Origin of the sequence: Mastigocoleus testarum BC008, assembly GCF_001456025.1 — a bacterium.
Classification (GTDB): Bacteria; Cyanobacteriota; Cyanobacteriia; order Cyanobacteriales; family Nostocaceae; genus Mastigocoleus; species Mastigocoleus testarum.
This window is the reverse complement of record NZ_LMTZ01000104.1, coordinates 1-22427: the sequence shown is the minus strand read 5'-3', so window position 1 is coordinate 22427 and position 22427 is coordinate 1. Positions and strand designations below refer to the sequence as shown.

Annotated in this window: 13 protein-coding genes; 11 read left to right on the top strand and 2 right to left on the bottom strand. The window is 38.2% G+C overall.

The window, feature by feature from the left end:
• Positions 1-119: 119 nt before the first annotated feature.
• The 11 genes from BC008_RS24480 to BC008_RS24430 all read left to right on the top strand — a co-directional run bounded on the left by BC008_RS24480 (position 120) and on the right by BC008_RS24430 (position 16022).
• The gene (locus tag BC008_RS24480) at positions 120-1676 is read left to right on the top strand and encodes an EthD domain-containing protein (protein ID WP_058183956.1); all 1557 of its coding nucleotides are present in this window, start codon (positions 120-122) and stop codon (positions 1674-1676) included.
• A 1-nt stretch (position 1677) separates the two neighbouring features.
• Complete coding sequence (locus BC008_RS24475) at positions 1678-4974, top strand: nuclear transport factor 2 family protein (protein WP_027844796.1); 3297 nt, start codon at positions 1678-1680, stop codon at positions 4972-4974.
• Positions 4975-5127: 153 nt separating this feature from the next.
• A complete protein-coding gene (locus BC008_RS24470) occupies positions 5128-5763 on the top strand; it encodes a DJ-1/PfpI family protein (protein WP_027844795.1) in 636 nt (211 codons plus the stop codon).
• A 104-nt stretch (positions 5764-5867) separates the two neighbouring features.
• Positions 5868-7688: an AGE family epimerase/isomerase gene (locus tag BC008_RS24465; protein WP_027844794.1), complete on the top strand. Its 1821-nt coding sequence runs from the start codon at positions 5868-5870 to the stop codon at positions 7686-7688.
• A gap of 290 nt (positions 7689-7978) precedes the next feature.
• On the top strand, positions 7979-8311 hold the full coding sequence (locus tag BC008_RS24460) for an STAS domain-containing protein (protein WP_027844793.1): 333 nt from the start codon (positions 7979-7981) through the stop codon (positions 8309-8311).
• Between the two features lie 49 nt (positions 8312-8360).
• The gene (glgX, locus tag BC008_RS24455; protein WP_027844792.1) at positions 8361-10481 is read left to right on the top strand and encodes a glycogen debranching protein GlgX; all 2121 of its coding nucleotides are present in this window, start codon (positions 8361-8363) and stop codon (positions 10479-10481) included.
• 208 nt (positions 10482-10689) lie between these two features.
• Complete coding sequence (locus tag BC008_RS24450) at positions 10690-11028, top strand: anti-sigma factor antagonist (protein WP_027844791.1); 339 nt, start codon at positions 10690-10692, stop codon at positions 11026-11028.
• Positions 11029-11299: 271 nt separating this feature from the next.
• Positions 11300-11722 (top strand): ATP-binding protein, encoded by a 423-nt coding sequence (locus tag BC008_RS24445; protein ID WP_027844790.1) that lies wholly within the window; start codon positions 11300-11302, stop codon positions 11720-11722.
• A 168-nt stretch (positions 11723-11890) separates the two neighbouring features.
• Positions 11891-13333, top strand: a complete 1443-nt coding sequence (locus tag BC008_RS24440) for a GAF domain-containing SpoIIE family protein phosphatase (RefSeq protein WP_027844789.1) — start codon at positions 11891-11893, stop codon at positions 13331-13333.
• A 108-nt stretch (positions 13334-13441) separates the two neighbouring features.
• Positions 13442-13636, top strand: a complete 195-nt coding sequence (locus BC008_RS24435) for a heavy-metal-associated domain-containing protein (RefSeq protein ID WP_027844788.1) — start codon at positions 13442-13444, stop codon at positions 13634-13636.
• 133 nt (positions 13637-13769) lie between these two features.
• Positions 13770-16022: a heavy metal translocating P-type ATPase gene (locus BC008_RS24430; protein ID WP_072207763.1), complete on the top strand. Its 2253-nt coding sequence runs from the start codon at positions 13770-13772 to the stop codon at positions 16020-16022.
• Between the two features lie 321 nt (positions 16023-16343).
• Here BC008_RS24430 and BC008_RS24425 read toward each other — a convergent pair whose 3' ends face one another.
• Positions 16344-19664 carry a two-partner secretion domain-containing protein gene (locus BC008_RS24425; protein ID WP_058183954.1) on the bottom strand — a complete coding sequence of 1107 codons (3321 nt, stop codon included), beginning with the start codon at positions 19662-19664 and terminating at the stop codon, positions 16344-16346.
• 252 nt (positions 19665-19916) lie between these two features.
• Positions 19917-22151: a CHASE2 domain-containing protein gene (locus tag BC008_RS24420; protein WP_027846786.1), complete on the bottom strand. Its 2235-nt coding sequence runs from the start codon at positions 22149-22151 to the stop codon at positions 19917-19919.
• Positions 22152-22427: the final 276 nt, after the last annotated feature.

The following is a 22427-nucleotide window of genomic DNA, read 5'->3' as shown; positions in this document are numbered from 1 at the left end:
AACAAAATTCTTGATATTGCGCAAGGTTAAGCTTTTTGAAATTTAAGCTTTTTTGAGATTAAAAGCTTCTTGAAGTTTAGACCTTTATGAAATTGGAATGACAATAGAGGACAGCAACTATGGTTTCGACAATAAGTAAGGTAAATAAAACTGATTATTCTGCACGCGATCGCCAAGGTAAAGTCGCTTTTTATGTACTTCTGTGGAAGCGACAAGGAATTACCCTAGAACTTTTTGATGAATATTGGCGGGACGTACATGGTCCAGTTTGTGCTAGATTACCCGGTCAGTATCAATATTGGCAATTCCATGTTGCCCATAATGAAGGTGGTTTCTTCCCAGAAATCAAGGGTTTAGATTGCACTCAAAATTCAGAAGATAACTTTGATGGGATTGCAGAATTAACCTTTGAAAGCGAAGCAGATCGTCAGACTTGGTTTGAAGCCGCTGGGATACTGATGGATGACGAACATAACATCTTCCGTAAAGCCATTGGTTATAATACTAGTCCAGGCAATTCTATTACCTACGTAGATGGTATTACCAATGGAGAACCTAATGGTGACAGCGGAGTACTGAAATTTCACGTCATGGTCAAAAAAGTCCATGGAGTCAGTACCGAAGCTTTTCGCCGTTATTTGACTGATGTTTTTGCGGAAAAAATTAGCAGTCATGAGTCAGTACTTAAATTTCGCCTGCACTTATTTGAAGAAGTAGATAATTCTCGTCCTGATGCTGCTGGAGTTAGTCATTACGAACCAACAGCAAAGCAATATCATGCTGCCTATGAAATAGCTTTTGCAAATCAGCTAGAAAGGGAAAAGTTTTTTGCTTCTACTGAGTATAAGGTTGCCAGTAAAGATGCTGCTAAGTACATTAAACAAATGCAAGCATTTCCCGAAAGAACAGCTTATACCTTTGTCTATGATGGCAAAATGACCCTTGCTGGCGAACGCAGTTCTTCGGTAGCAGAATTAATTACGGGAATTGGCGCAGTAAATCAACTAAAGGAGGATATTCAATCTCTAATGCTAACTTCTAACCTTTACGCCTCAAAAAATAATGGTTTTTCTTCCCACAATCAAACCAAAAATCAGCCACAACCAATGAATAAACGAACCAATTATTACCAAGGTTTGTCTGCTGATTATTCTCGTCCTGGACTTGTAACTTCCTACGTAGCGAAAAAATTAATTGAGGATGCAGAAAGAATTGTGGCAATGAAAGAATCTAGATTGCCAGACATTAATCACAATTATACTCTCGAACAGATTGAAGCCGAAAATAGAGAATGGTGGCCCACTCACTGCGAAGCTTTAAGACAAGGACGGGGAGATATATTAACTGGTGAATATCGTGACGATCTAGTTTACTTTTGCCAAGATGGTCCTTATAGAGGCTTAGAACAACAAAAAGAAAGGGAACAACATTGGTGGGCATTAATTGCTCAACCGGGAGTTACCATGTGCTGGCCAATTGTAATGTTTTGGGGGGAACACACTTACTTTGAATGGAAGTGTGTAGATGATGAAACTAACGAAACTCTTGCAAAGGGAAATGTAACTTGGGTACGTCGGGGTCACCGAGGTGGTTGTTACCTGAAGACTGAACAACTTACATTTTATCGTGATGTCTTTGCTCCAAATGAATTATTAAAGCTAATTACCACCGCTTGAGATGAAAGAAGAGACCGCATATAAAAATGCCGTCCTGGATGATCGAGAGCTTCAAAAGAGTTTAAAACACATCAATCTCAGATTTGGTGATTTTGTAACTCGGGTAGCAGGTGAAGTTTGGGGTTTGCCATTAATTGACCAAAAAACGAAGGCTCTGATTACTATCGCTGTTGATGTTGTGAATCAGAGTTATCGGGGGTCTGGCAACCCATTTGCTGCCCATGTCAACATGGCTCTTGAGCAAGGAGCTAGTTGCGAAGAAATTGAAGAACTTTTATTATTCCTGTGTGTTTACGCAGGCTTTAATAAAGTCGCACCTAGCCTTGCTACCTTGAATCAAATTTTTGACAATTCCAACTATGTACCAAGGACAGCAGCAATGGTTGCAGAGAGTCGAACTACAAACAAAGCCGATTATTCAGCACGCGATCGCCAAGGTAAAGTCACTTTCTACGTACTTCTGTGGAAAAGACAAGGAATTACCTTAGAACTATTTGATAATTATTGGAAAGATGTACATGGTCCAGTTTGTGCAAGACTACCGGGTCAGCATCAATACTGGCAATTCCATGTTGCTCACAATCAAGGGGGATTTTGTCCCAATATTGAAGGTTTAAATTATTCCTTCAATCCAGAAGATAACTTTGATGGAATTGCAGAGTTAACCTTCGAGAGTGAAGCAGAACGTCAGACTTGGTTTGAAGCAGCCGGGATACTGATGGATGACGAACATAACATCTTCCGTAAAGCCATTGGTTATAACACTAGCCCAGGTAATTCCATTACCTATGTGGATGGTATTTCCGATGGAAAACCTAATGGCGAAACCGGGGTACTGAAATTCCATATCATGGTCAAAAAAGCCCATGGAATAAGTACTGAAGCTTTTCGTCGTTATCTGACTGAGAGTTTTGCTCCTCAAATCAGCAGTAGTGATTTTGTTCTAAAATTCCGACTGCACCTATTTGAAGAAGTAGATAACTCTCGTCCTGATGCTGCTGGAGTCAGTCATTACGAACCAGTTGAAAACCAATATCATGCTGCTTATGAAATAGCTTTTTTAAATCAGCTAGAAAGGGAAAAGTTTTTTAATTCTACTGAGTATAAAGCTGCGATTAAAGATGCAGCTAACTACATTCAACAAATTCAGGCATTTCCAGAGAGAAGTGCTTATACCTTTGTCTATGACAGCAAAATGACCCTTGCCGGTCAACGTAGCTCAAAGGTCGCATCTCTGATTGAAAATATTGGAGCTAGCAATCAATTAAAGGAGGACATAGTATCTTTGATGTCTAGCCAGGTCAATGAAAAAGCCAAAGGTTTAGGTCATTACCTTCAAGGAGTGCAACACTTCGGAATTACAGTCAATGACATGGCAAAAGCCATGGAATTTTATACCGAAGTTTTAGGTGGAAAACTGGCGATCGGTGGTGATGGATTCGTTGGAGAAGATTTGCACAATCTGCTCTTCCAAAAAGAAGATTTAGAATCTTGGGAAAGAGGTCGTAACCCTAAAGAACAAGGCGTACCTAACATTAGAGATGGTTCTGAAGATTCATTAGATGTTAGGTTTATTTCTTTTGGTAATACTTGTGTAGAATTAATCCATTTCCGGGATGCCCAACTAAGTGCTAATGCACCAAATATTTTTGGGAAAATTCCTTCTGGTATTGGTCATGTTAATGCTCCCCACATTTCTTTCTACGTAAAAGATGATGTGGATATTAATCTCTTCGCCAAAATGCTAGAAGATGAATGTCAACACCGAGGAATTAACAATGTTGTTGTTAACCGGATTATTCATCTCGATTCTCTAGAAGAGAGAAAAACTGCAGCTCTCAAATATGCCAAAACAGATTTCGTCAGCGATTTTGACGGCTGGGCTTTATTTTACTGTAAAGGTCCTAATGGCGAACAACTAGAATTTAATCAAGTCAGAAGAACAGCCAAAGAAAGATTTAGTGAAGCCCAGAGAGAATATAACTCAAGTAATGGGACAAATTATTGGTTTTACAACAATTCTGCACCCGAGTACACTAACGGAAATGGCAAAAATCGACTACATGGTAGTTACAGTGTAGCCGTAAATGCTCCAATCGAAAAAATTTGGCAAGTTTGGACTGAGCAAGCTTACTGCGAAAAATTTCCAATTTTAGAGCGCTATCATGATGGCGTTTTACGGGAAGTAAAAATGCCCGGAATGGAAATGAAGCAAAGGGTTACCATTGATAAACAAGCGGGAACCATGAGTATTGCTTTAGTAAATCATCCTCTGTTTACAGGTCAATTTATTAATCATGTTTATCAAAATCCTCGTGAACCGGGTTCCTCACCAATAGTAGGTTTCACTATTGATTTGCATCCAGTCAATGAAAACTCCCTAAAACATCAGGATGCAAAAGGGTTTATTGAAGCAGCTAAACCCGAAAAAATTCAAGAAGCTGTTTATCAGCTCAAACAACTTGTTGAAAATACAAATACTCAAGAGGAAAAACCAATGACACAATCTTTAACACGTCCTGGTTCTAAGTCTGATATCGTTAGACGGATGTTTGAAGCTGGGGAATCAATGAATGTAGAAAACTTTGTTAAGTTCTACACTGAAGATGCCCATTATCAATTCAGTAATTTCCCAGTAGCATACGGTCCCCAAGGAATTCGAGAATCTTCTGTTGATTTTCTGAACACAGTAGCAAAAGTCTACCACCACATAACCAATATCTGGGAACAGGGAAACACAGTTATCTGTGAGATGGAAGTTACTTATATCCGTCACGACGGTAAAGTTTTCCGACTACCCTGCTGCGATACTATTGTATTTAAAGGCGATAAAGTCCAAGAATTAAGAATTTACATGGACATCAGTCCAGTTTTTCAAACTGAGCAAGTTCAAGCCCCTGCTTCTAATAATTCTTCCGATAAGAGCGAATTCCTCCTACAAAGAATAGGCAAAATGTACGAGGCGCTACATGCAGAAAATTGGGATGAATTTATGAGCTTCTTCACTCCCAACTTGCTTTATAAAGTTGGCGCTCACGATCCAGTAATCGGACCACAAGCTTGTCGAGATTTCCTAATTCATATTTATAAGTCATTAAAATTAACAACTCATAATGCCAGAGGTACTTGGGTTGTAGATAATAACACAGTAATTTTGGAAATGGATGCTAACTATGTCAATAAAGTTGACAAGAGCTTTACCCAGGTTCCTTGTACGGATATCTATCGTTTTGAAGGGGATAAAATTTACGAATGGCGAGTTTATCCAGACCCTTCCAAATTGAATATTAACGTTTAATCTTTAATTTCTGCGTATCGCAATATGGTCGTAGAGACGACCCATTCCTCCCCTGGAGGAGCTTCAGAGGAGATTGGGTCGTCTTTATGAATTTTGATGACAAATGAATTCTTCATCTTCTATAGAATCCTACAAATAAGGAGTTAACAAACAATGGCAACTAAGTCAAAAGGTAAAATAGGCGTACTCATTGAAGAGCATTTTGATGGAACAGAATTTCGTCGCTTTAATGAGTATTTTCCCCAACAAGGTTATGAAGTAGAATACATTTCTCATTTATGGGGTAATAAAGAATTACATTTCGGTTCGAACCCCGAAAATGACAAGATAGAATATCACATTACAGTTGGTACAGAAGTAAATAATGTTAACCCTGCGGACTATAAAGGCATTATTTGCATTGGAGCTTATGCAATGGATCGCCTCAGATATCAGGTAAATGTGAAAAAGGGTGAGAAGAATCAAGCTCCTGCAGTAGTTTTTCTCCGTAAAGTTGCTGCAACACAACATGTCAAAATTGGTACTATTTGCCATAGTCTATGGCTTTTGTGTGCCGATACAGATTTGATTAAAGGGAAAAAAGTTACCTGCGCCCATAACATTATCTGTGATGTAGAAAATGCCGGAGCAGATGTTGTCTATGAGGGAGAGCAAACAGCTGAACTAGTTATCGATGGAAACTTAATTACCGGCAAACATCCCGGTATGGTAGAAGAATTTATGAAAGTTTTTGTCGAAGAAATTGAAAAAAGTAGTCATCGAAAACCAGATTTAGCAGCAACCGTTTGAACTAAACCATATCCAGTTTGAAAAGTTGAGTTTTTCCTCAGGGAAAACTACGTTTCTGGATGCGAACGAGGTTTAATTAATAATTCACAAAATAAGGATACATGATGACAGAGCGGGTAGATTTTTCCTTTTCCGATTTAATTGCCGGTTATGTTACCCATTACGATCCAGAGAGTGATGTTTTTGGGTTGAAAACATCTGACGGTAGAGAGTTCAAAGTCAAGCTGAGTCCTATGGCATATGCTAAAGTGATTCAGAATTTTGATGAGGGCTATCCCGATGCTACTGGAAATATGAGAGCTATGCTCGTCCCCGGGCGCTATTTGTTTGCCTATGGAGTATTTTATCCAGATAGTAGTACATTTGATGCTAAGCAGATTGTTTTCACCGGTCGTAAAAAAGACGATTATGTTTTTGAAAAGCAAAACTGGTGGGTACAGCAAATTAACTCCCTAGGTAAGTTTTATCTCAAAGCCCAATTTGGTGATGGGGACTATAATTATCGCAAATATCGCACTTCTTTAAGTCTAAGCGGTCAACAATCAGATACTAATTTCCGCCAAGAAACCGATACAATTTCTCGCCTCGTCTACGGTTTTGCTAGCGCCTTCATGATGACAGGTAATGATAGTTTCCTTAAAGCAGCGGAAAGAGGAACCGAATATCTGCGCGAACACATGCGGTTTGTGGATTTGGACGAAGGTATTGTCTATTGGTACCATGGCATCGATGTTCAGGGAGAGCGGGAACAAAAAATCTTTGCTTCCGAATTCGGTGATGATTATGATGCGATTCCTGCTTACGAGCAGATTTATGCTCTTGCAGGTCCAATTCAAACCTATCGCTGTACTGGCGATCCCCGAATTATGGATGATACTGAGAAAACAATCAAGCTGTTTAATGAGTTTTTCCTAGACAAAGGGGAACATGGCGGCTACTTTTCTCATATCGACCCCGTTATGCTCGATCCGTTGAGTGACACTTTAGGACGTAACAAAGGAACTAAAAACTGGAATTCTGTTGGTGACCACGCTCCTGCTTACCTAATTAATCTTTGGCTAGCTACAGGTAAGCAAGAATACGCTGACATGTTGGAGTATACCTTCGACACCATTGAAAAGCGTTTTCCTGACTATGACAACAGCCCCTTTGTTCAAGAAAGATTTTTCCAAGATTGGTCTCATGATACTACTTGGGGATGGCAGCAAAATCGGGCTGTAGTTGGTCACAACCTCAAAATTGCTTGGAATTTGATGCGGATGCATAGCCTCAAACCCAAGGATAACTATGTCAAACTAGCGAGAAAGATTGCAGATATAATGCCTGGGGTTGGCAGTGACCTACAACGCGGAGGCTGGTACGATGTAGTCGAACGTCTTCTTGCTCCTGGTGAGAAAACACATCGCTTTGTTTGGCACGATCGCAAAGCTTGGTGGCAGCAAGAACAGTCAATCTTAGCTTACTTAATTTTGGCGGGCATAGTTAAAGAGGACGAATATAAACGTTTATCTCGCGAAGCCTCTGCATTTTATAATGCTTGGTTCCTCGATCTGGAAGAAGGTGGGGTCTATTTTAACGTTCTTGCTAATGGTATTCCCTATTTGGCAGGAGGTAACGAAAGGGGTAAAGGCTCCCACTCTATGAGTGGTTACCATTCTTTCGAATTATGTTATTTAGCTGCTGTCTATACTAACTTATTAATAACCAGACAGCCGATGGACTTTTACTTTAAGCCGATTCCAGGTGGTTTCCCCGATAATATTCTCCGCGTTTCTCCTGATATATTACCTCCTGGAAGTATCAAAATTGCTAAATGTGAAATTGATGGCGAACCTTATAGTAACTTTAATGCTGAAGCATTGACAGTCACCTTACCCAAAACTGATGAGCGGGTGAAAGTTAAGGTTCAGATTGTCCCAGTCTAGTTTGTAGTTAGAAATTAAAAATTGAGGGGTGTAATCCGAATGGCACGCTCGTTAAAACTCATTCGCACGTAGCACGCGTGAACAAACCTTGAACTGATAAGGAGTTTGGAAGGTGTGGGAGGTAGATTTGTGCAACAAACTGTATTGATTAAACTCCCCCCTCTTCCCTTTCTACCCTTCTCTCCCCACACTTACCTTCTAGCAAGGGTTTGTGCTTTTATTAGTACCATTGGGGTACAATCCCCTCATTCAAGTTTCAATGGAAATTAGCAAGATAAAAATTAAGCAACATGGAAATTAATATTAAGACAATTAATGATGTCAAAATAGCAGCTATTAAAGGCGATATAGATGCCAGTACTGCACCATTGGTGAGTAAAGAGGTTTTACCTTTGGTTGAACCAGGAAAGAAAATGATTCTCGATATGACTGAAGTACCTTATATGTCCAGTGCTGGCTTACGAGTACTACTTTCTCTCTACCGACAAACAAGTACTAAAGAAGGAACATTGTTGCTAGTTGGTTTGAATGAAGAGGTTCAAGACACTATGTCTGTAACTGGATTTCTAGAGCACTTTCAAATTAACAATACTCTCGAAGAAGCACTAGCAGCAAAAGTCTAAAAGCATAAATCTAAAAGCATGAGACATGGGAGTATAAGGACTAATAGTAATGGAACGTATTGATGTTCATCCAACCCATACCTACAAAGGTTACAAATTACGCTGCGGCAAACCATCTCCTTTTGGTGCTAATTTAGTACCTGGAGGCGTTAATTTCTCAATTTTTTCCAGTTACGCCACATCTTGTACTTTAGTTCTGTTTGAGAAGCATGCTAAAGAGCCACTGGTAGAAATTCCTTTTCCTGAAGAGTTTACCATTGGTAATGTCTACTGCATGACCGTATTTGACCTGGATTACGAAAATCTAGAATACGGCTATCGCATGGATGGACCAAATAACTTTCAGGAAGGTCATTGGTTTGATAAGAGCAAAATTCTCATGGATCCTTATGCCAAAGTGATTGGCGGTAGGGACGTTTGGGGAGTTACCCCTGATTGGAATGATATCTATCATCATCGGGGCAAAATTGTTTTTGATGATTTTGACTGGGAAAATGACCGTCCTTTGGAAATCCCACCGGAAGACCAAATCATCTATGAAATGCATGTTAGGAGCTTTACCCGTCATCCTTCTTCTGGAATTAAGGAAAAGCATCAAGGAACATTCGCAGGTATCCGAGACAAAATTCCTTACCTGAAAGAATTAGGTGTCAATGCTGTAGAATTGATGCCGATTTATGAATTTGATGAGTTTGAGAATAGCCGTCCCAATCCCCAAACAGGGGAAATGCTGTTAAACTACTGGGGTTATAGTACCGTTGGGTTTTTTGCTCCCAAAGCTGGTTATGCAGCTACAGGCAAATTTGGGATGCAGGTTGATGAGTTGAAAACCCTGATTAAGGAACTACATAAGAATGGTATTGAAGTCATTCTAGATGTAGTTTTCAACCATACAGCCGAAGGTAACGAACGCGGTCCAACAATTTCTTTCCGGGGAATTGATAATAAAACCTACTATATGCTGACTCCGGAGGGATATTACTATAACTTTAGCGGTACTGGTAATACTCTCAACTGCAACAATCCAGTTGTGCGAGGAATAGTGCTTGATTGTTTGCGCTACTGGGCTGCAGAATATCATATTGATGGATTTAGATTTGACTTAGCAGCTATTTTAGGACGCGATCCTTGGGGTGCACCTTTAGCAAATCCACCCTTACTCGAATCTTTGGCTTTTGACCCAATTCTGGCTAAATGTAAATTAATTGCTGAAGCTTGGGATGCAGGTGGCTTATATCAAGTTGGCTCTTTCCCTGCTTATGGACGCTGGGCGGAATGGAATGGTAAGTACCGGGATGGAATTCGTAAGTTTTTAAAGGGAGATGGTAACGTTGGAGATGTAGCTCAACGCCTTCAAGGTTCTCCCGATCTATATGCGTGGTCTGGTAGAGCACCTGCAACATCAATCAACTTTATCACGGCGCATGATGGTTTTACCCTGATGGATATGGTTTCCTATGACGGAAAACATAATGAGGCTAATGGGGAAAACAATAACGATGGTACCAATGACAATGACAGTTGGAACTGTGGTTGGGAAGGTCCAACGGATGACTTTGGTATTAACACCTTACGCCGTCGGCAAATCAAAAATGCAGTGGCAATTCTAATGGTTAGCCAGGGAGTACCGATGATTCTCATGGGTGATGAGATCGGTCGGACTAAATATGGCAATAATAATACCTATTGTCATGACAATGAATTAAACTGGTTAGATTGGAACCTGCTAGAAAAAAATGCAGATTTATTCAAGTTCTTTAAACACTGTATTGCCTTTCGTAAAGCACATCCAGTACTAAGAAACCAATGGCATTTCCGTAACTGTGACTATATGGGTAGTGGCTATGCAGATATTACATGGCATGGTACCCAGGCTTGGGATGCAGACTGGTCAGATTCGAGTCTTACTCTAGCTTTTATGCTGTGTGGGAAACACGCCAAGCAAGGAACTGCTGAAGATAGCTACATCTATGTAGCAATGAATATGCATTGGGAAGCCCATTGGTTTGGACTTCCTGGGTTACACCCAGGTATGAAATGGCGTGTCTTTGCTAATACTGGAGCAACTTCACCCCACGATAGTTGGGAACCTGGTAAAGAACCGGTATTGGAAAATCAATCGGGGTTGCTGCTCGGTGATCGCTCTGTAGTAATCTTGGTCGGTAAGTAGATGTAGTGAATAAGTATAAGGTGTTGCTTTAACCTTTCTATTTTCAACTACTTTTATATTTCCAAAAGTTGGTTTATTTCGTTAATTATGACGGGTTTATTTATCGTCAAAACCCCGTAGAGACGTACCATGGTACGTCTCTACAAGACCTCATAGTTAATGTGACAGACTAATAGTTTCAAGTAATTCAATTACTAATAGGATAGTTATGACTTTCGATGCATTTTTAGAAACAAATAATAACGTTGCAAAAATTACCATGCAGGGAGAGTTGGATGCAAGCACTGCACCACAGTTAAAAGCAAAATTAGAGGAAGCTGCTGCTCAAGAGCCAAAACGCTTGGTTCTAATAATGGAAGGTTTAGAATATATGGCGAGTGCTGGGTTGCGGATGCTGATATTTGCTAAACAAAAAATGGGTACTGGTGTTGATATTTATATGGTTGGTACTCAAGAAATGGTATTAGATACCATTAAAAAAACTGGCTTTGACAAAAGTGTATTTTTGTTAGACCAATACGATGAAGAGCAACTAGAAGCTGTGTAGCTTGAAGCTATTCATATTTACTTGTAGCGCTCGTAATTAGGTTAGGAAATTTATGAATTCTAAAACCTAAAGTAGTAAATTTTTGGTCGTCCTACGGACATACTAATGACTTGTAGGTAGCGCTATATTTCCAGCACAGCGGAAAATAATATTGGGCTGAGTAGAGGTTGTATTACTTCCTCAGCCATAAAAAAGTTGTATAGCATATCTGTGCAGAGATTTGACGGAAAAATAACAATTGGAAACCAGGAATTAGATTTATAAAGCTTTTATGGAAAAATTAAGTGTATCCGGAAAAATAGACTCTTTACAAGAGATTGTAAGCTATGTAATTGAAGCAGCAAAATCTGCAGGCTTGGATAAAAAATCTACTTACAAACTACGTTTAGCTGTAGATGAAATTGCTACTAATATCATTACTCATGGTTATGAAGAAGCTAATTTATCAGGCAACATAGATATATTTGCTGATATTAATGATTCCAATTTAACTCTTTCCTTGGAGGATACTGGAGCTAGATATGACCCATATGGACAGATCGGTGTTGAAGAAAAAGATTTGAACAAACCTTTAGAAGAACGTTCTATGGGTGGTTTGGGAGTATACTTAGCAATTCAAGGTGTCGATAAATATTTTTATGAGCGAGTGGGAGAAGTAAATAGAAATATTTTTGTTGTAAATTCCAATAAATAGATAAGTAGTTGGGAAAAGTAATTTAAGCTTAAGCAGAGAACAGGGAATAAGCAATTCTTATTACTAGAAAAAGTATGAAGGAACAGATGATAAGTATTCTTTTAAGAATAAATTAAATTAACTAAAATAAACTACATTAACAGTTCAAAATACTGTCTGAAGGGGAATATGGGTGTTCTAAATCAATCAGAAACAGTCGATGACGCAGCATTAGAATTATTACGTCAAGAAATAGCAGAACTCAAAAATGAAGCTGCTGCTTTCAAAGCACAAAGTAAACTGCTAGCGAATTTAGTATCTATTGCGGGTTCTTCTACTGAAGGGGAAGTATTAAAAACTGCATTGCAAAGTACATTAGATCTTGCCACAGAACAAACTGCTTCAGAAAAAGGTAGTTTATTTTTACTTAGCCCTGCGGGAAAGGTGACTGATGCAATTTTGTCACGCACGGAAGTGACACCAGAAAAGCGAAAAAATCTAATTGGTAATGTATTAGACAAGGGTTTAGCTGGTTGGGTAATTCGCAATCGCCAAGTTGGATTAATTATAGATACTGAAAATGATGAGCGCTGGTTAACTTTACCCAATCAGCCTTATATTGTGCGTTCTGCTCTAAGTGTTCCAATTCTTAGTGGTGGAGAATTATTAGGTATTATTAACCTGTTACATTCAGAACCAAAGCATTTTACTGAAGAAACAGCTCATCTAATGCAGCTAACTGCTAATCAGATGGCTTTAGTATTAGAAAATGCTCGCCTTTACTCTAAACTTGATCAATATTCTAAAGCACTCGATGCCGAGCTAGAAAAAGGACGACAAATTCAGATTGATTTTCTCCCCTACGAACTCGTTCAAAAACCCAATCTAGAAGTTGCAGCTTGCTTTCACCCAGCTCGTCAGGTGGCTGGAGATTTCTATGATACCTTCGAAATAAATAGTAATCATCTAGGGTTAGTAATTGCTGATGTATGCGATAAAGGTGTGGGTGCAGCTTTATTTATGGCATTAAAACGTAGCTTAATACGTATATTTTCATCCCAAAATCAATTACAAGAAATTTCAGCTAGTATTCTAGTAGAGAATATACCAGTTGAGGGTGAATGGATTGGTGCAAAATTTGCAAATTTGTTTCACTATAAAGCTTTACAAGCTGTTTCTCAAACTAATGAATACGTAGCTAAGAATCATTGGCAAATGAGTATGTTTGCGACAATGTTTTTTGGAGTATTAGAGTCGGAAACTGGCATACTTACTTATATTAATGGCGGACACGAACCACTCTTCATTGTTAATTGTTCTGGTATTAAGCATACTTTGAAATCTACGGGTCCAGCAGTTGGTATGATGCCGGGTATGGAATTTAATATTGGACAAATTCAGCTGGAATCTGGGGACATTTTAATTGGCTATACGGATGGGGTGACTGAAGGGAAAAATCCTGATGGTCAGTTATTTACAGATAAGCGATTACAAATACTTTTAGAGGAACCATCATCTTCTGCTTCCCAGTTGCTCGGTCGCGTTAAAACTAATTTATTCAATTTTATTGATGATGCACCACAATTTGATGATATTACGATGTTAGCAGTGCGATGGGAACCAATGAAGTAATAAGTAAGTAAAGATAAAACTTTTTTAGAAAAAGTTATCTAAGCTTCTTATTACTCCATCAAATCTACAAACTAAACATTTAATCCAAGTAAATCTAACTCAAAAATTATGACTTTAACACTGAAAGTACCTAATATGGCTTGTTCTGCTTGTGTGAACGCTATCAAATTCGCGATTCAATCAGTTGATTCAACTGCGATTGTTGAAGCTGACACCAAAACAAAGATAATTGATATTCAAACTCAAAAACCAGAAGACAAAATAAAACAGGTTCTAGCTGATGCTGGTTATCCAATTTTTTAATGTAAAGCCAGAAATTTTACGATCCGACTGCGTCGGGAGATAGAACGAAGAGGGAAGATAATTAGATTTTATTGTTTGATTCATATTTTTCTTCCTTTATTTAATCTTTTAACTAAATAGCTAAATATTAAATATGGATACTCTTACGCTAAAACTAAGGGGAATGGGTTGCGCTTCCTGTGCTGGCAGTATAGAACAAGCTATTAGTTCGGTTCCAGGGGTAGGTGAATGTAATATTAATTTTGGTATTGAACAAGCAACCGTTAAATATAATCCCCAAAAAACTGATATTCAGCAAATTCAAGATGCTGTAGATGCTGCTGGATACAAGGCTTATCCTCTGCAAAAACAAGAGGTGATTGCAGGAGAAAATGATGAAGAAAAAGCAGTTCGTAAAGCAAACGAGCAGGATCTAATTCGTAAACTGATTGTCGGAGGTGCGATCGGTATCATCTTAATCGTTGGTTCCTTACCGATGATGACTGGTTTGGAATTTTCCTTTATTCCCCCATGGTTGCATAATCCCTGGTTGCAATTAATATTAACAATCCCGATCCAGTTTTGGTGTGGTTATGGATTTTATGTTGGTGCTGTGAAGGCTTTAAAGCGTCAGATGGCGACCATGGATACTTTAATTGCTTTGGGTACGAGTGCAGCGTTTTTTTATTCCCTGTTTGTAACTGTATTTCCTGACTTTTTTATCAATCAGGGTTTAAATGCACAGATATATTACGAAACATCAGCGGTTGTCATCACCTTAATTCTTTTGGGAAGATTATTTGAGCATCGTGCGAAAAGAAAAACTAGTGAAGCAATTCGGAAATTAATTGGTTTACAACCTAGAAATGCTCGTGTGATTAGCAATGGGAAGGAAATAGATATTCCCATCCAAGAAGTCCAACTTGATGATATTGTTCTTGTTCGTCCAGGTGAAAAAATCCCGGTCGATGGAGAAGTGATAGAAGGTACTTCCACCATAGATGAAGCAATGGTGACCGGAGAAAGCGTACCTGTCAAGAAACAGCCTGGTGATGAAGTTATTGGTGCAACAATTAATAAAACCGGTAGTTTTAAATTTAAAGCGACCCGAATTGGTAAAGATACGGTTTTAGCGCAAATCGTTCGATTAGTACAAGAAGCTCAAGGGAGTAAAGCTCCAATTCAAAGGATAGCGGATCGAGTTACGGGCTGGTTTGTACCTGGAGTTATTACTATTGCGATCGCGACTTTTGTTATTTGGTTTTATGCAACCAAGAATATCACTTTAGCTTTGATTACTACAGTTGGCGTCTTGATTATTGCTTGTCCCTGTGCTTTAGGTTTAGCAACTCCCACATCAATCATGGTAGGAACTGGTAAGGGTGCAGAAAACGGTATTTTGATTAAGGGTGCAGAAAGTTTAGAACTCGCTCACAAAATCCAAACCGTTATTTTAGATAAAACAGGTACCTTAACAGAAGGTAAACCTACAGTTACTAATTTTATTACTGTAAACGGTACAGCCAACGGTAACGAGTTAAAAATACTGAGCTTAGCTGCTTCACTGGAACTTAATTCTGAACATCCCTTAGCAGAAGCTGTTGTTAGATATGCTAAATCTCAAGAGGTCGCACTTACAAATGTTCAGGATTTCGTCGCAGTTCCAGGAAGTGGGGTACAAGGATTTGTTTTAGATAGATTCGTACAAATTGGTACTTTGCGCTGGTTAGAATCAGAGGGTATCAATACAGAAATACTTCAAGAACAAAAAGATACTTGGTCTCATCAAGGAAAAACTGTAATTTGGATCGCTGTAGACAGAAAAATAGAAGCCTTAATGGGAATCACTGATGCTCTCAAAGGTACGTCTAAGGAAGCAGTTAGAGTACTGCACAAGTTAGGTTTAGAAGTTGTGATGCTTACGGGAGATAACCGCTCTACAGCTGAAACCATTGCTCGTGAAGTTGGGATAGAAAGCGTATATGCGGAAATTCGTCCCGATCGCAAAGTTGAAGGAGTTAAAGCATTACAAAAACAAGGTAAAGTCGTGGCGATGGTGGGAGATGGAATTAACGATGCTCCAGCATTAGCACAAGCAGATGTGGGAATCGCAATTGGTACTGGAACAGATGTTGCGATCGCGGCTAGCGATATTACTTTGATTTCTGGAGATTTACGGGGTATCGTCACTGCAATTCAACTTTCCCACGCCACGATCGGAAATATCCGTCAAAACCTCTTTTTTGCCTTTTTCTATAATGTTTTAGGGATTCCTATTGCTGCGGGAATTTTATTTCCCTTTTTTGGTTGGTTACTTAATCCAATTATTGCTGGGGGTGCAATGGCTTTTAGTTCCGTTTCTGTTGTCACAAATGCCTTACGTCTGCAGAAATTTAAAGCATATTGAGTTAGTTCCTAGTCATCTATCCCGTTAGTTGTGGTAGCTTTGTTTTTCTACAAAACCCTGTAGAGACTGGACATGTCGGGTCTCTACAACTCCTCAGAATTAATGGGACAAATCACTGGTAGGAAATTTAATAGATAAGGAAGAAGTCAAAAGCCAGGAGAGGGAATCATACTAAATCCGGATTAATACTCCTTTTTAGAATGAGAGAGGGAAGTGTGGGAAGTGTGGGGGGAAATCCCAAAAAATATAAAGGGATTTTAAAAATCGGATTTGGAATCAGAATCATCCAGATAATTTAATTTGAGACTTATTGAATAAGTCCTATTTGATAAACGCTGAAAAATTATCGCAAGATAATGAAGGGATTCCGGAATATTGTGAATCCACCTCAGGCGTTTTTGCAACTAATGCCATATTACCGTCAGCGTCAACTATTAATCCTGTAGCTTCCACAATTTGATTTTGATTTTGGTTTTGGTTTTGGTTTTGAACTTGATTTTTTTCCTTGTCAACACTCAAGTTGCTATTTAATGAGTAAACATTAGCTTCTGCTTGTGAGTTACTCAGTACCAAATCAAATAATTCAGTATGTGTTGTTTTTCCAGTAAATAAATCATTGGGGCTTTGTGGTAACCCACCCTTCCCAGCGACAATAAACTTATTTCCTGCATAAGCAGAACATCCAGCCTTAATTTTAGTTGTTTCTTCTAAATTTGATGGTAATTCTACTAAACCAGAAGCAGGGTTTATGTTCAGTTGGTTTACTGTTACTTGTCCATTGACACCAAACTGAGAACTTGCTGTAATGTCACTTTTAGGGGTTTTTTGCTCGCGAAATACTAAGCCAAAAATATTCTGAGTTGTAATATCAATATTACCGCCCTTCCCTTTATTTGCGTTTGCGGTAATATCGCTATTTTCAAAGGGTAATCCAATCACAAAACCTTTAGGATTATTTATCGTAATATTACCACCATTAGCAGTATCAAATGCTTCAGCAGAAATTAAACTGTTGTTTTTCATCCACAATAAATCTTTGATTGTCAGGGTAATATTTGCACCTTCTGAACTTTCTCCAACTCCTGTTTCGGCAGTTAAGGTACCTCGATTTAAAAATAAATTATCTGCTGTAATTTCTAAATTTCCTGCTTGACCTAAAGGACTACTAACATTTATTTGTGCGCCATCAGTAACACTTAATTGACTGGTATTCACTGTCGCTGAACCAGCAGTTTCACCATTGTTTGCTTTTACAGATAAACGGCTCTCGCCAGCAAACTGTACGGAATCAGATACATTAATTATTATACTACCAGCATCTCCTTTCCCATTAGTACTAGCATTGAGTTGAGCATAGTTAGTAACATAAAGGGAACCAGTGGTAATTGAAATCCCCCCCCCATTACCCACAGCACCAGACTTTACTCGACTGTACACCCCACTGTTTCCTAGAGAAATTCTGCCGTCAAACTTGGCATAATCAGTAGCAATAATATCAACTCTACCAGCATTTCCTTTTCCTTCAATACTAGTCGCAATTTGAGCACCATCAGTCACATCTAGGGAGCGAGTAGTCACCGATATACCACCTGCATTACCAACTCCACCAGAGTTAACTTGGCTGAATACTCCACTAAGACTCAAGAATATAGAACTAGCATTAATGATGATGGTACCAGCATCTCCTTTTCCAAGGGTACTAGTAGAAAGTCTAGCACGATGTAATTTGAGCGAGTCAGTGACATTAATATCGATTTTTCCAGCATCTCCTTGTCCCAAGCTTGGACTATAAAACTGGCTGAAATTGCTCATTTCTAGGGAACCACTAGTAACTGATATACCCCCTGCATTACCAACTGCACCAGAGTTAACTTTGCTGAACGCTCCCGAGTCCCCGTCAAACTTTATATGATCGGTAGCATTAATGATGATGGTACCAGCATCTCCCTCTCCAAATGTACTAGCAGAAAGTCGAGCACCATTGGTCATTATCAGAGAACCGGTTTTAATATCAATATCACCACTTCCTTTATTACCAGTAGTATTTGCTGAGGTCGCATTGAAGCTAATGTTTTCAACTGCAGCTAAGGAAATTTCACCACCACGACCAAAAGAACTACCAGCATCCAATTCACCAGGGTTAATATTACCAATTGCAATAAATTTAATTAGTCCTCCATCACTATTCTCTTGCTGTGAAGAAGAAGCAGATGATACAAACTTAGTATTAATATCACCCCGGGAATCAAAAATAATTTTTCCCCCATTACCTGAGATGCTACTTGTATCAATATTTCCCTCAACTTGAATATATCCACGATTCAAACTACTATCAATGCTGTATTGATTTGTTAAAAAAACCAAACCATTTTTCTCTCCAACTCTAATATTTCCACCAATAAATATGTCACTATTGCCGTAAATTCCTTCTAAGTTTGGATTTAAGGATGTAAAATCTTCACTTCCTGTAACACCTGGATTCGCAAATGCAGTAGTACCTGCTCTAATATCTAAAGTTGCTTGATTTGTCCCATCAATTTCCAAACTCTCCCCACTGGAAAGAGTAATTGTTTCTTCTAAACCATTTTCTCCGTCTGCATCGGTAATTGTGACATCACCTGTAATATTGACACTTCCTCCAGCTAGAATATGCAATGATGCACCGGTATAACTATCAAAACTGACATCTCCACTCGCTCTTATCATTGTGTCATTGAAGCTGTTTAAATTTCCTAAGCTTTCATCTGAATCTTCAATTCTGAAGTCTCCACCACTAAAATAACGAGCATCACCAAGTACTGCTGTTGAACTTTGTAAGAGTAAGTCATTCCCAGAAAATAAACCACTATCTGGATGGTTTAACGCAAAGATATCTATAGTTTGATTTCCTTGTAATAATAGGTTATTTCCTGCGGAAGCAATAAAGGGACTATTTGAATCTTGGTTTTGCGGATCCTCCACCGGAGTATCTCTAATTTGTAAATTATTTTGCGCTTTTAAATTTAAGTCTCTACCTGCATTCAACTGTCCGGTTAAATTCAAATTTCTCCCCACAAAATTTAGATCTTCACCAACTGTTAAATTCCCCTCACTGGTAATGTCTTGTAGGGTAGTATGTTGAAGCTGATTGCGTGGATATTGTAAACCAGGGGTAATATCTAGTTCGAGTAAAGGTGGTGCTAGGGGGTTAGTCGCACTAAATTCCCAACCATTATCAAACAAGATATTCGGTACAGTGCTTGCTGTAAATGAACCAGAAATATCTAAACTTGCACCTTTACCAAAAATGATTCCGTTGGGATTAATTAAAAATAGGTTTGCATCACCCAATACTCCTAACTTACCCAAAATCGAAGACGGATTTGTTCCCGTTACCCGAGTCAGGATATTAGCGATTACTCCAGGGTTATTAAAATAAACGCTTTGATTATTATCAATATTAAATTCTTGAAAGCTATGAAATAAATTTGAACCGCGAATCGCACCACCATCAATCCGATTTTCGAGTGAATCAATAGGAGTAACAATAGAGTTTTCTTTACCTAGAGTATTATCTGGTATTAATTGTGCTTGAACTCGAACAACTGATGCAAGTGACAGCGTAAGTGATAAACCCCATAAGAAACAAAAGCGATTGTACATTGACTTCTCCCTAGAAAACTCTTGTACTCAACAATTCACTCAAGGATGATATTGATAAGAATCCAGTTTGATTTTTGTTAGCAGATAGCATTAAGCTACCCCAGCATTAATGATCTCACGCGTATCGTTAGGTCTTAGCGATCAAAAGGACATATAAAATTAAGTATTTGTAGGGTAAGTTATGGCTTGCGAACTAGCACACAAAAACCAATTATCTTCCCATTTTCTCCCTATTTTTGAAAAAAATAACATTCACTTATGATTTTTTATAGACTTATAAATTGAGTCGAAATACTTACTAACTTCAGGTGGTTTATTTGTGAAATGAATATAAAAACTATTTTTTTCTGCAGGTTTTTCTAAAACTTTGGCATAGATATCTCCACTTTTTTCTATATTATTTATGGGTATCAATAAATTAATTTTCATATTTGTCAATGCTGTAGGAATGAAAATAGCTTCATCTGGTTTTATCGCAACCAAGGCAGCATTTTCTGAAATTTGAATTAATTCCCCAGTTTGGAGAGTTTTACTAATATCTTTACCGTCTAAAACTGAATATTCAAAAGGAATTGCTTTAGCTAAGGGAGAAAATATCTCTTCTTCTTTCTTCAAATAGAGATTGTAATTCCCAGCAATACCACCCACTTCATAAATAGTTATCGGTTTTTGAACCCCTTTTGGTTTTACTTCTCGCTCTCCAATAATTTTTACAATTGGTTCAGCTTGTTTTAAAGTAGATTCAGAAATAAAAATTTGTCCGCCAATAGTATAAGATTCAATCCGATAAGTTAAGTTAACTTGCTTACCGACAATCCCATATTTAGTACGTTTCTCTGAACCAATATTTCCTACTACAACCTCTCCAGTATTAATCCCAATACCCATTTCTAACTTTGGTAATCCCATTTCTTCCATTTTTTGATTCACTGGTTCCATTGCTTGTTGCATAGCTACAGCACAAGCAATAGCTCTGGTTGCATCGTCTTCTCTGGCTGTAGGTGCGCCAAAAAGTACCAGAATACCATCTCCCATAAACTCATCAATAGTTCCCTGATACTCAGTAATTATATCTGCCATGTATCCCAGATACAGATTAATAATTTTGATTACTTCCTCTGCAGGTAATCGTTCCGAAGTTGCAGTAAAACCTCGCAAGTCAGAAGTAAAGATTGTTATATTCCGACGTTGACCTCCGAGTTTTAAACCTTCAGGACTTTCAAGTAAATTAGCAACCACTTCATCATTCAAATAGCGCCCAAAGGTTTGACGAATTTTACCAGCACTTTGGGCTAAATAAGCCGTTACACCAACTGCAGAAGCTAATAATCCCAGTATTGGTGGTACAAATGGAATCCACCAACCATATATGAAAGAAAAATAACTAATTGCAAACAAACAAAAACCTGCTAATGCAATACTGCTCGGAGGTGTTGTTTTTCGTTTGCTAGATCTTAGTAACCATATTAGTGTCGCTCCAACTAGTGACCAGACATATACCCATAACCATTCAAGTACTTGATTCCAAGTTTTAATCAGAGGACGATTGTCCAACTCAGCACTTAGTATTTGACTTACGGTATTGGCGTGAATGGTAACTCCCCCCATTCGTTTGGGAGAAGAGAATACACTATTGCGATAAGGGGTATAAAATAAATCGTTCAGGCTTGAAGCTGTCGAACCTATGATAACAATACGTCCGCGTATTGAATCTTCACTAATACGATTCTCCAAAACGTCTATCAAAGATATCCTGTGAAACTTATCTATATCTCCACGGTAATTTATCAAAACCTGATAACCTTGATCTGGGGTATTAACATAACCACCATCATTTCCTTCAAAAGGTGGAAATATTACTTTACCAACTTTGATCAAAAAATCTTCTGTCTGACCAACTTCAACACCGATATCATTGAGATAAAGATAAGCAAGTTTAAATGAAAAGCTAAATACGTTATTGCCATTTTTATCTGCCAAGTAAAATAAGTTGCGGCGAATTTTACCATCCCTATCTATAGGAAAATCATTTGCACCTACTTGGTCGCGTTTTTTTAATGCTGGTGGTGGATTAACTCCAGAACCATCTATACTTGCAACTACTTTTTGTACTCCAATAAGATTTGGTGTGGATTCAAATACTTTCACCAAAGATTTATTACCTTCACCGACTGGTAAATCCCGATAAATATCAAGTCCAATTGCGCGCGGTTGATATTGCTTTAGATTCTCTAAAATTTTGGCTAGTACTCCATCAGGAATTGGGTGTCCTAGTTTGCGTACAGCCTCTTCATCAATTTGGACAATAACGATGCGCTCATCGCGGCTTTCGGGCGGTCGCAACATAAAAAGTCGATCTAATGCTGCTAATTCCAAAATCTGCAGAAATCCACTAAAACGTATAGCCATTATAATAAACGTGACTGTAGGAGTGGTGATTAATACGTTACGCCACAGCCAAATTTTGCTTTTTAATAAGCTCCACATAAAAATAAATATTCCTGACTAGAAGCGTCTTTGAATTATTTCAATAAGACACAATATTTATTTAATTTTATATTTACTCGTTTAAAAAATATTCAGTAAAAACTCTGATGGTTCAATTAATACAAGTTGTTATTTAATTTATAAACAAATAGTGTATATACTTGCTAATCAATAATTATATCTTCCCAGTTATACCAATTCTCTATGAAGATGCATATAATAATGCTTCATAAAATAGAGCTTCAAGGATAAAATCATAGCTTGTCAAAGAAGAGA

What these genes read in the sequence shown, in the direction of transcription:
- BC008_RS24425 (WP_058183954.1), bottom strand. Translation starts at nt 19,664, where the DNA reads ATGTACAATCGCTTTTGTTTCTTATGGGGTTTATCACTTACGCTGTCA.
- BC008_RS24440 (WP_027844789.1), top strand. Translation starts at nt 11,891, where the DNA reads ATGGGTGTTCTAAATCAATCAGAAACAGTCGATGACGCAGCATTAGAA.
- BC008_RS24450 (WP_027844791.1), top strand. Translation starts at nt 10,690, where the DNA reads ATGACTTTCGATGCATTTTTAGAAACAAATAATAACGTTGCAAAAATT.
- BC008_RS24430 (WP_072207763.1), top strand. Translation starts at nt 13,770, where the DNA reads ATGGATACTCTTACGCTAAAACTAAGGGGAATGGGTTGCGCTTCCTGT.
- BC008_RS24460 (WP_027844793.1), top strand. Translation starts at nt 7,979, where the DNA reads ATGGAAATTAATATTAAGACAATTAATGATGTCAAAATAGCAGCTATT.
- BC008_RS24435 (WP_027844788.1), top strand. Translation starts at nt 13,442, where the DNA reads ATGACTTTAACACTGAAAGTACCTAATATGGCTTGTTCTGCTTGTGTG.
- BC008_RS24470 (WP_027844795.1), top strand. Translation starts at nt 5,128, where the DNA reads ATGGCAACTAAGTCAAAAGGTAAAATAGGCGTACTCATTGAAGAGCAT.
- BC008_RS24465 (WP_027844794.1), top strand. Translation starts at nt 5,868, where the DNA reads ATGACAGAGCGGGTAGATTTTTCCTTTTCCGATTTAATTGCCGGTTAT.
- BC008_RS24475 (WP_027844796.1), top strand. Translation starts at nt 1,678, where the DNA reads ATGAAAGAAGAGACCGCATATAAAAATGCCGTCCTGGATGATCGAGAG.
- BC008_RS24420 (WP_027846786.1), bottom strand. Translation starts at nt 22,151, where the DNA reads ATGTGGAGCTTATTAAAAAGCAAAATTTGGCTGTGGCGTAACGTATTA.
- BC008_RS24445 (WP_027844790.1), top strand. Translation starts at nt 11,300, where the DNA reads ATGGAAAAATTAAGTGTATCCGGAAAAATAGACTCTTTACAAGAGATT.
- BC008_RS24480 (WP_058183956.1), top strand. Translation starts at nt 120, where the DNA reads ATGGTTTCGACAATAAGTAAGGTAAATAAAACTGATTATTCTGCACGC.
- glgX (WP_027844792.1), top strand. Translation starts at nt 8,361, where the DNA reads ATGGAACGTATTGATGTTCATCCAACCCATACCTACAAAGGTTACAAA.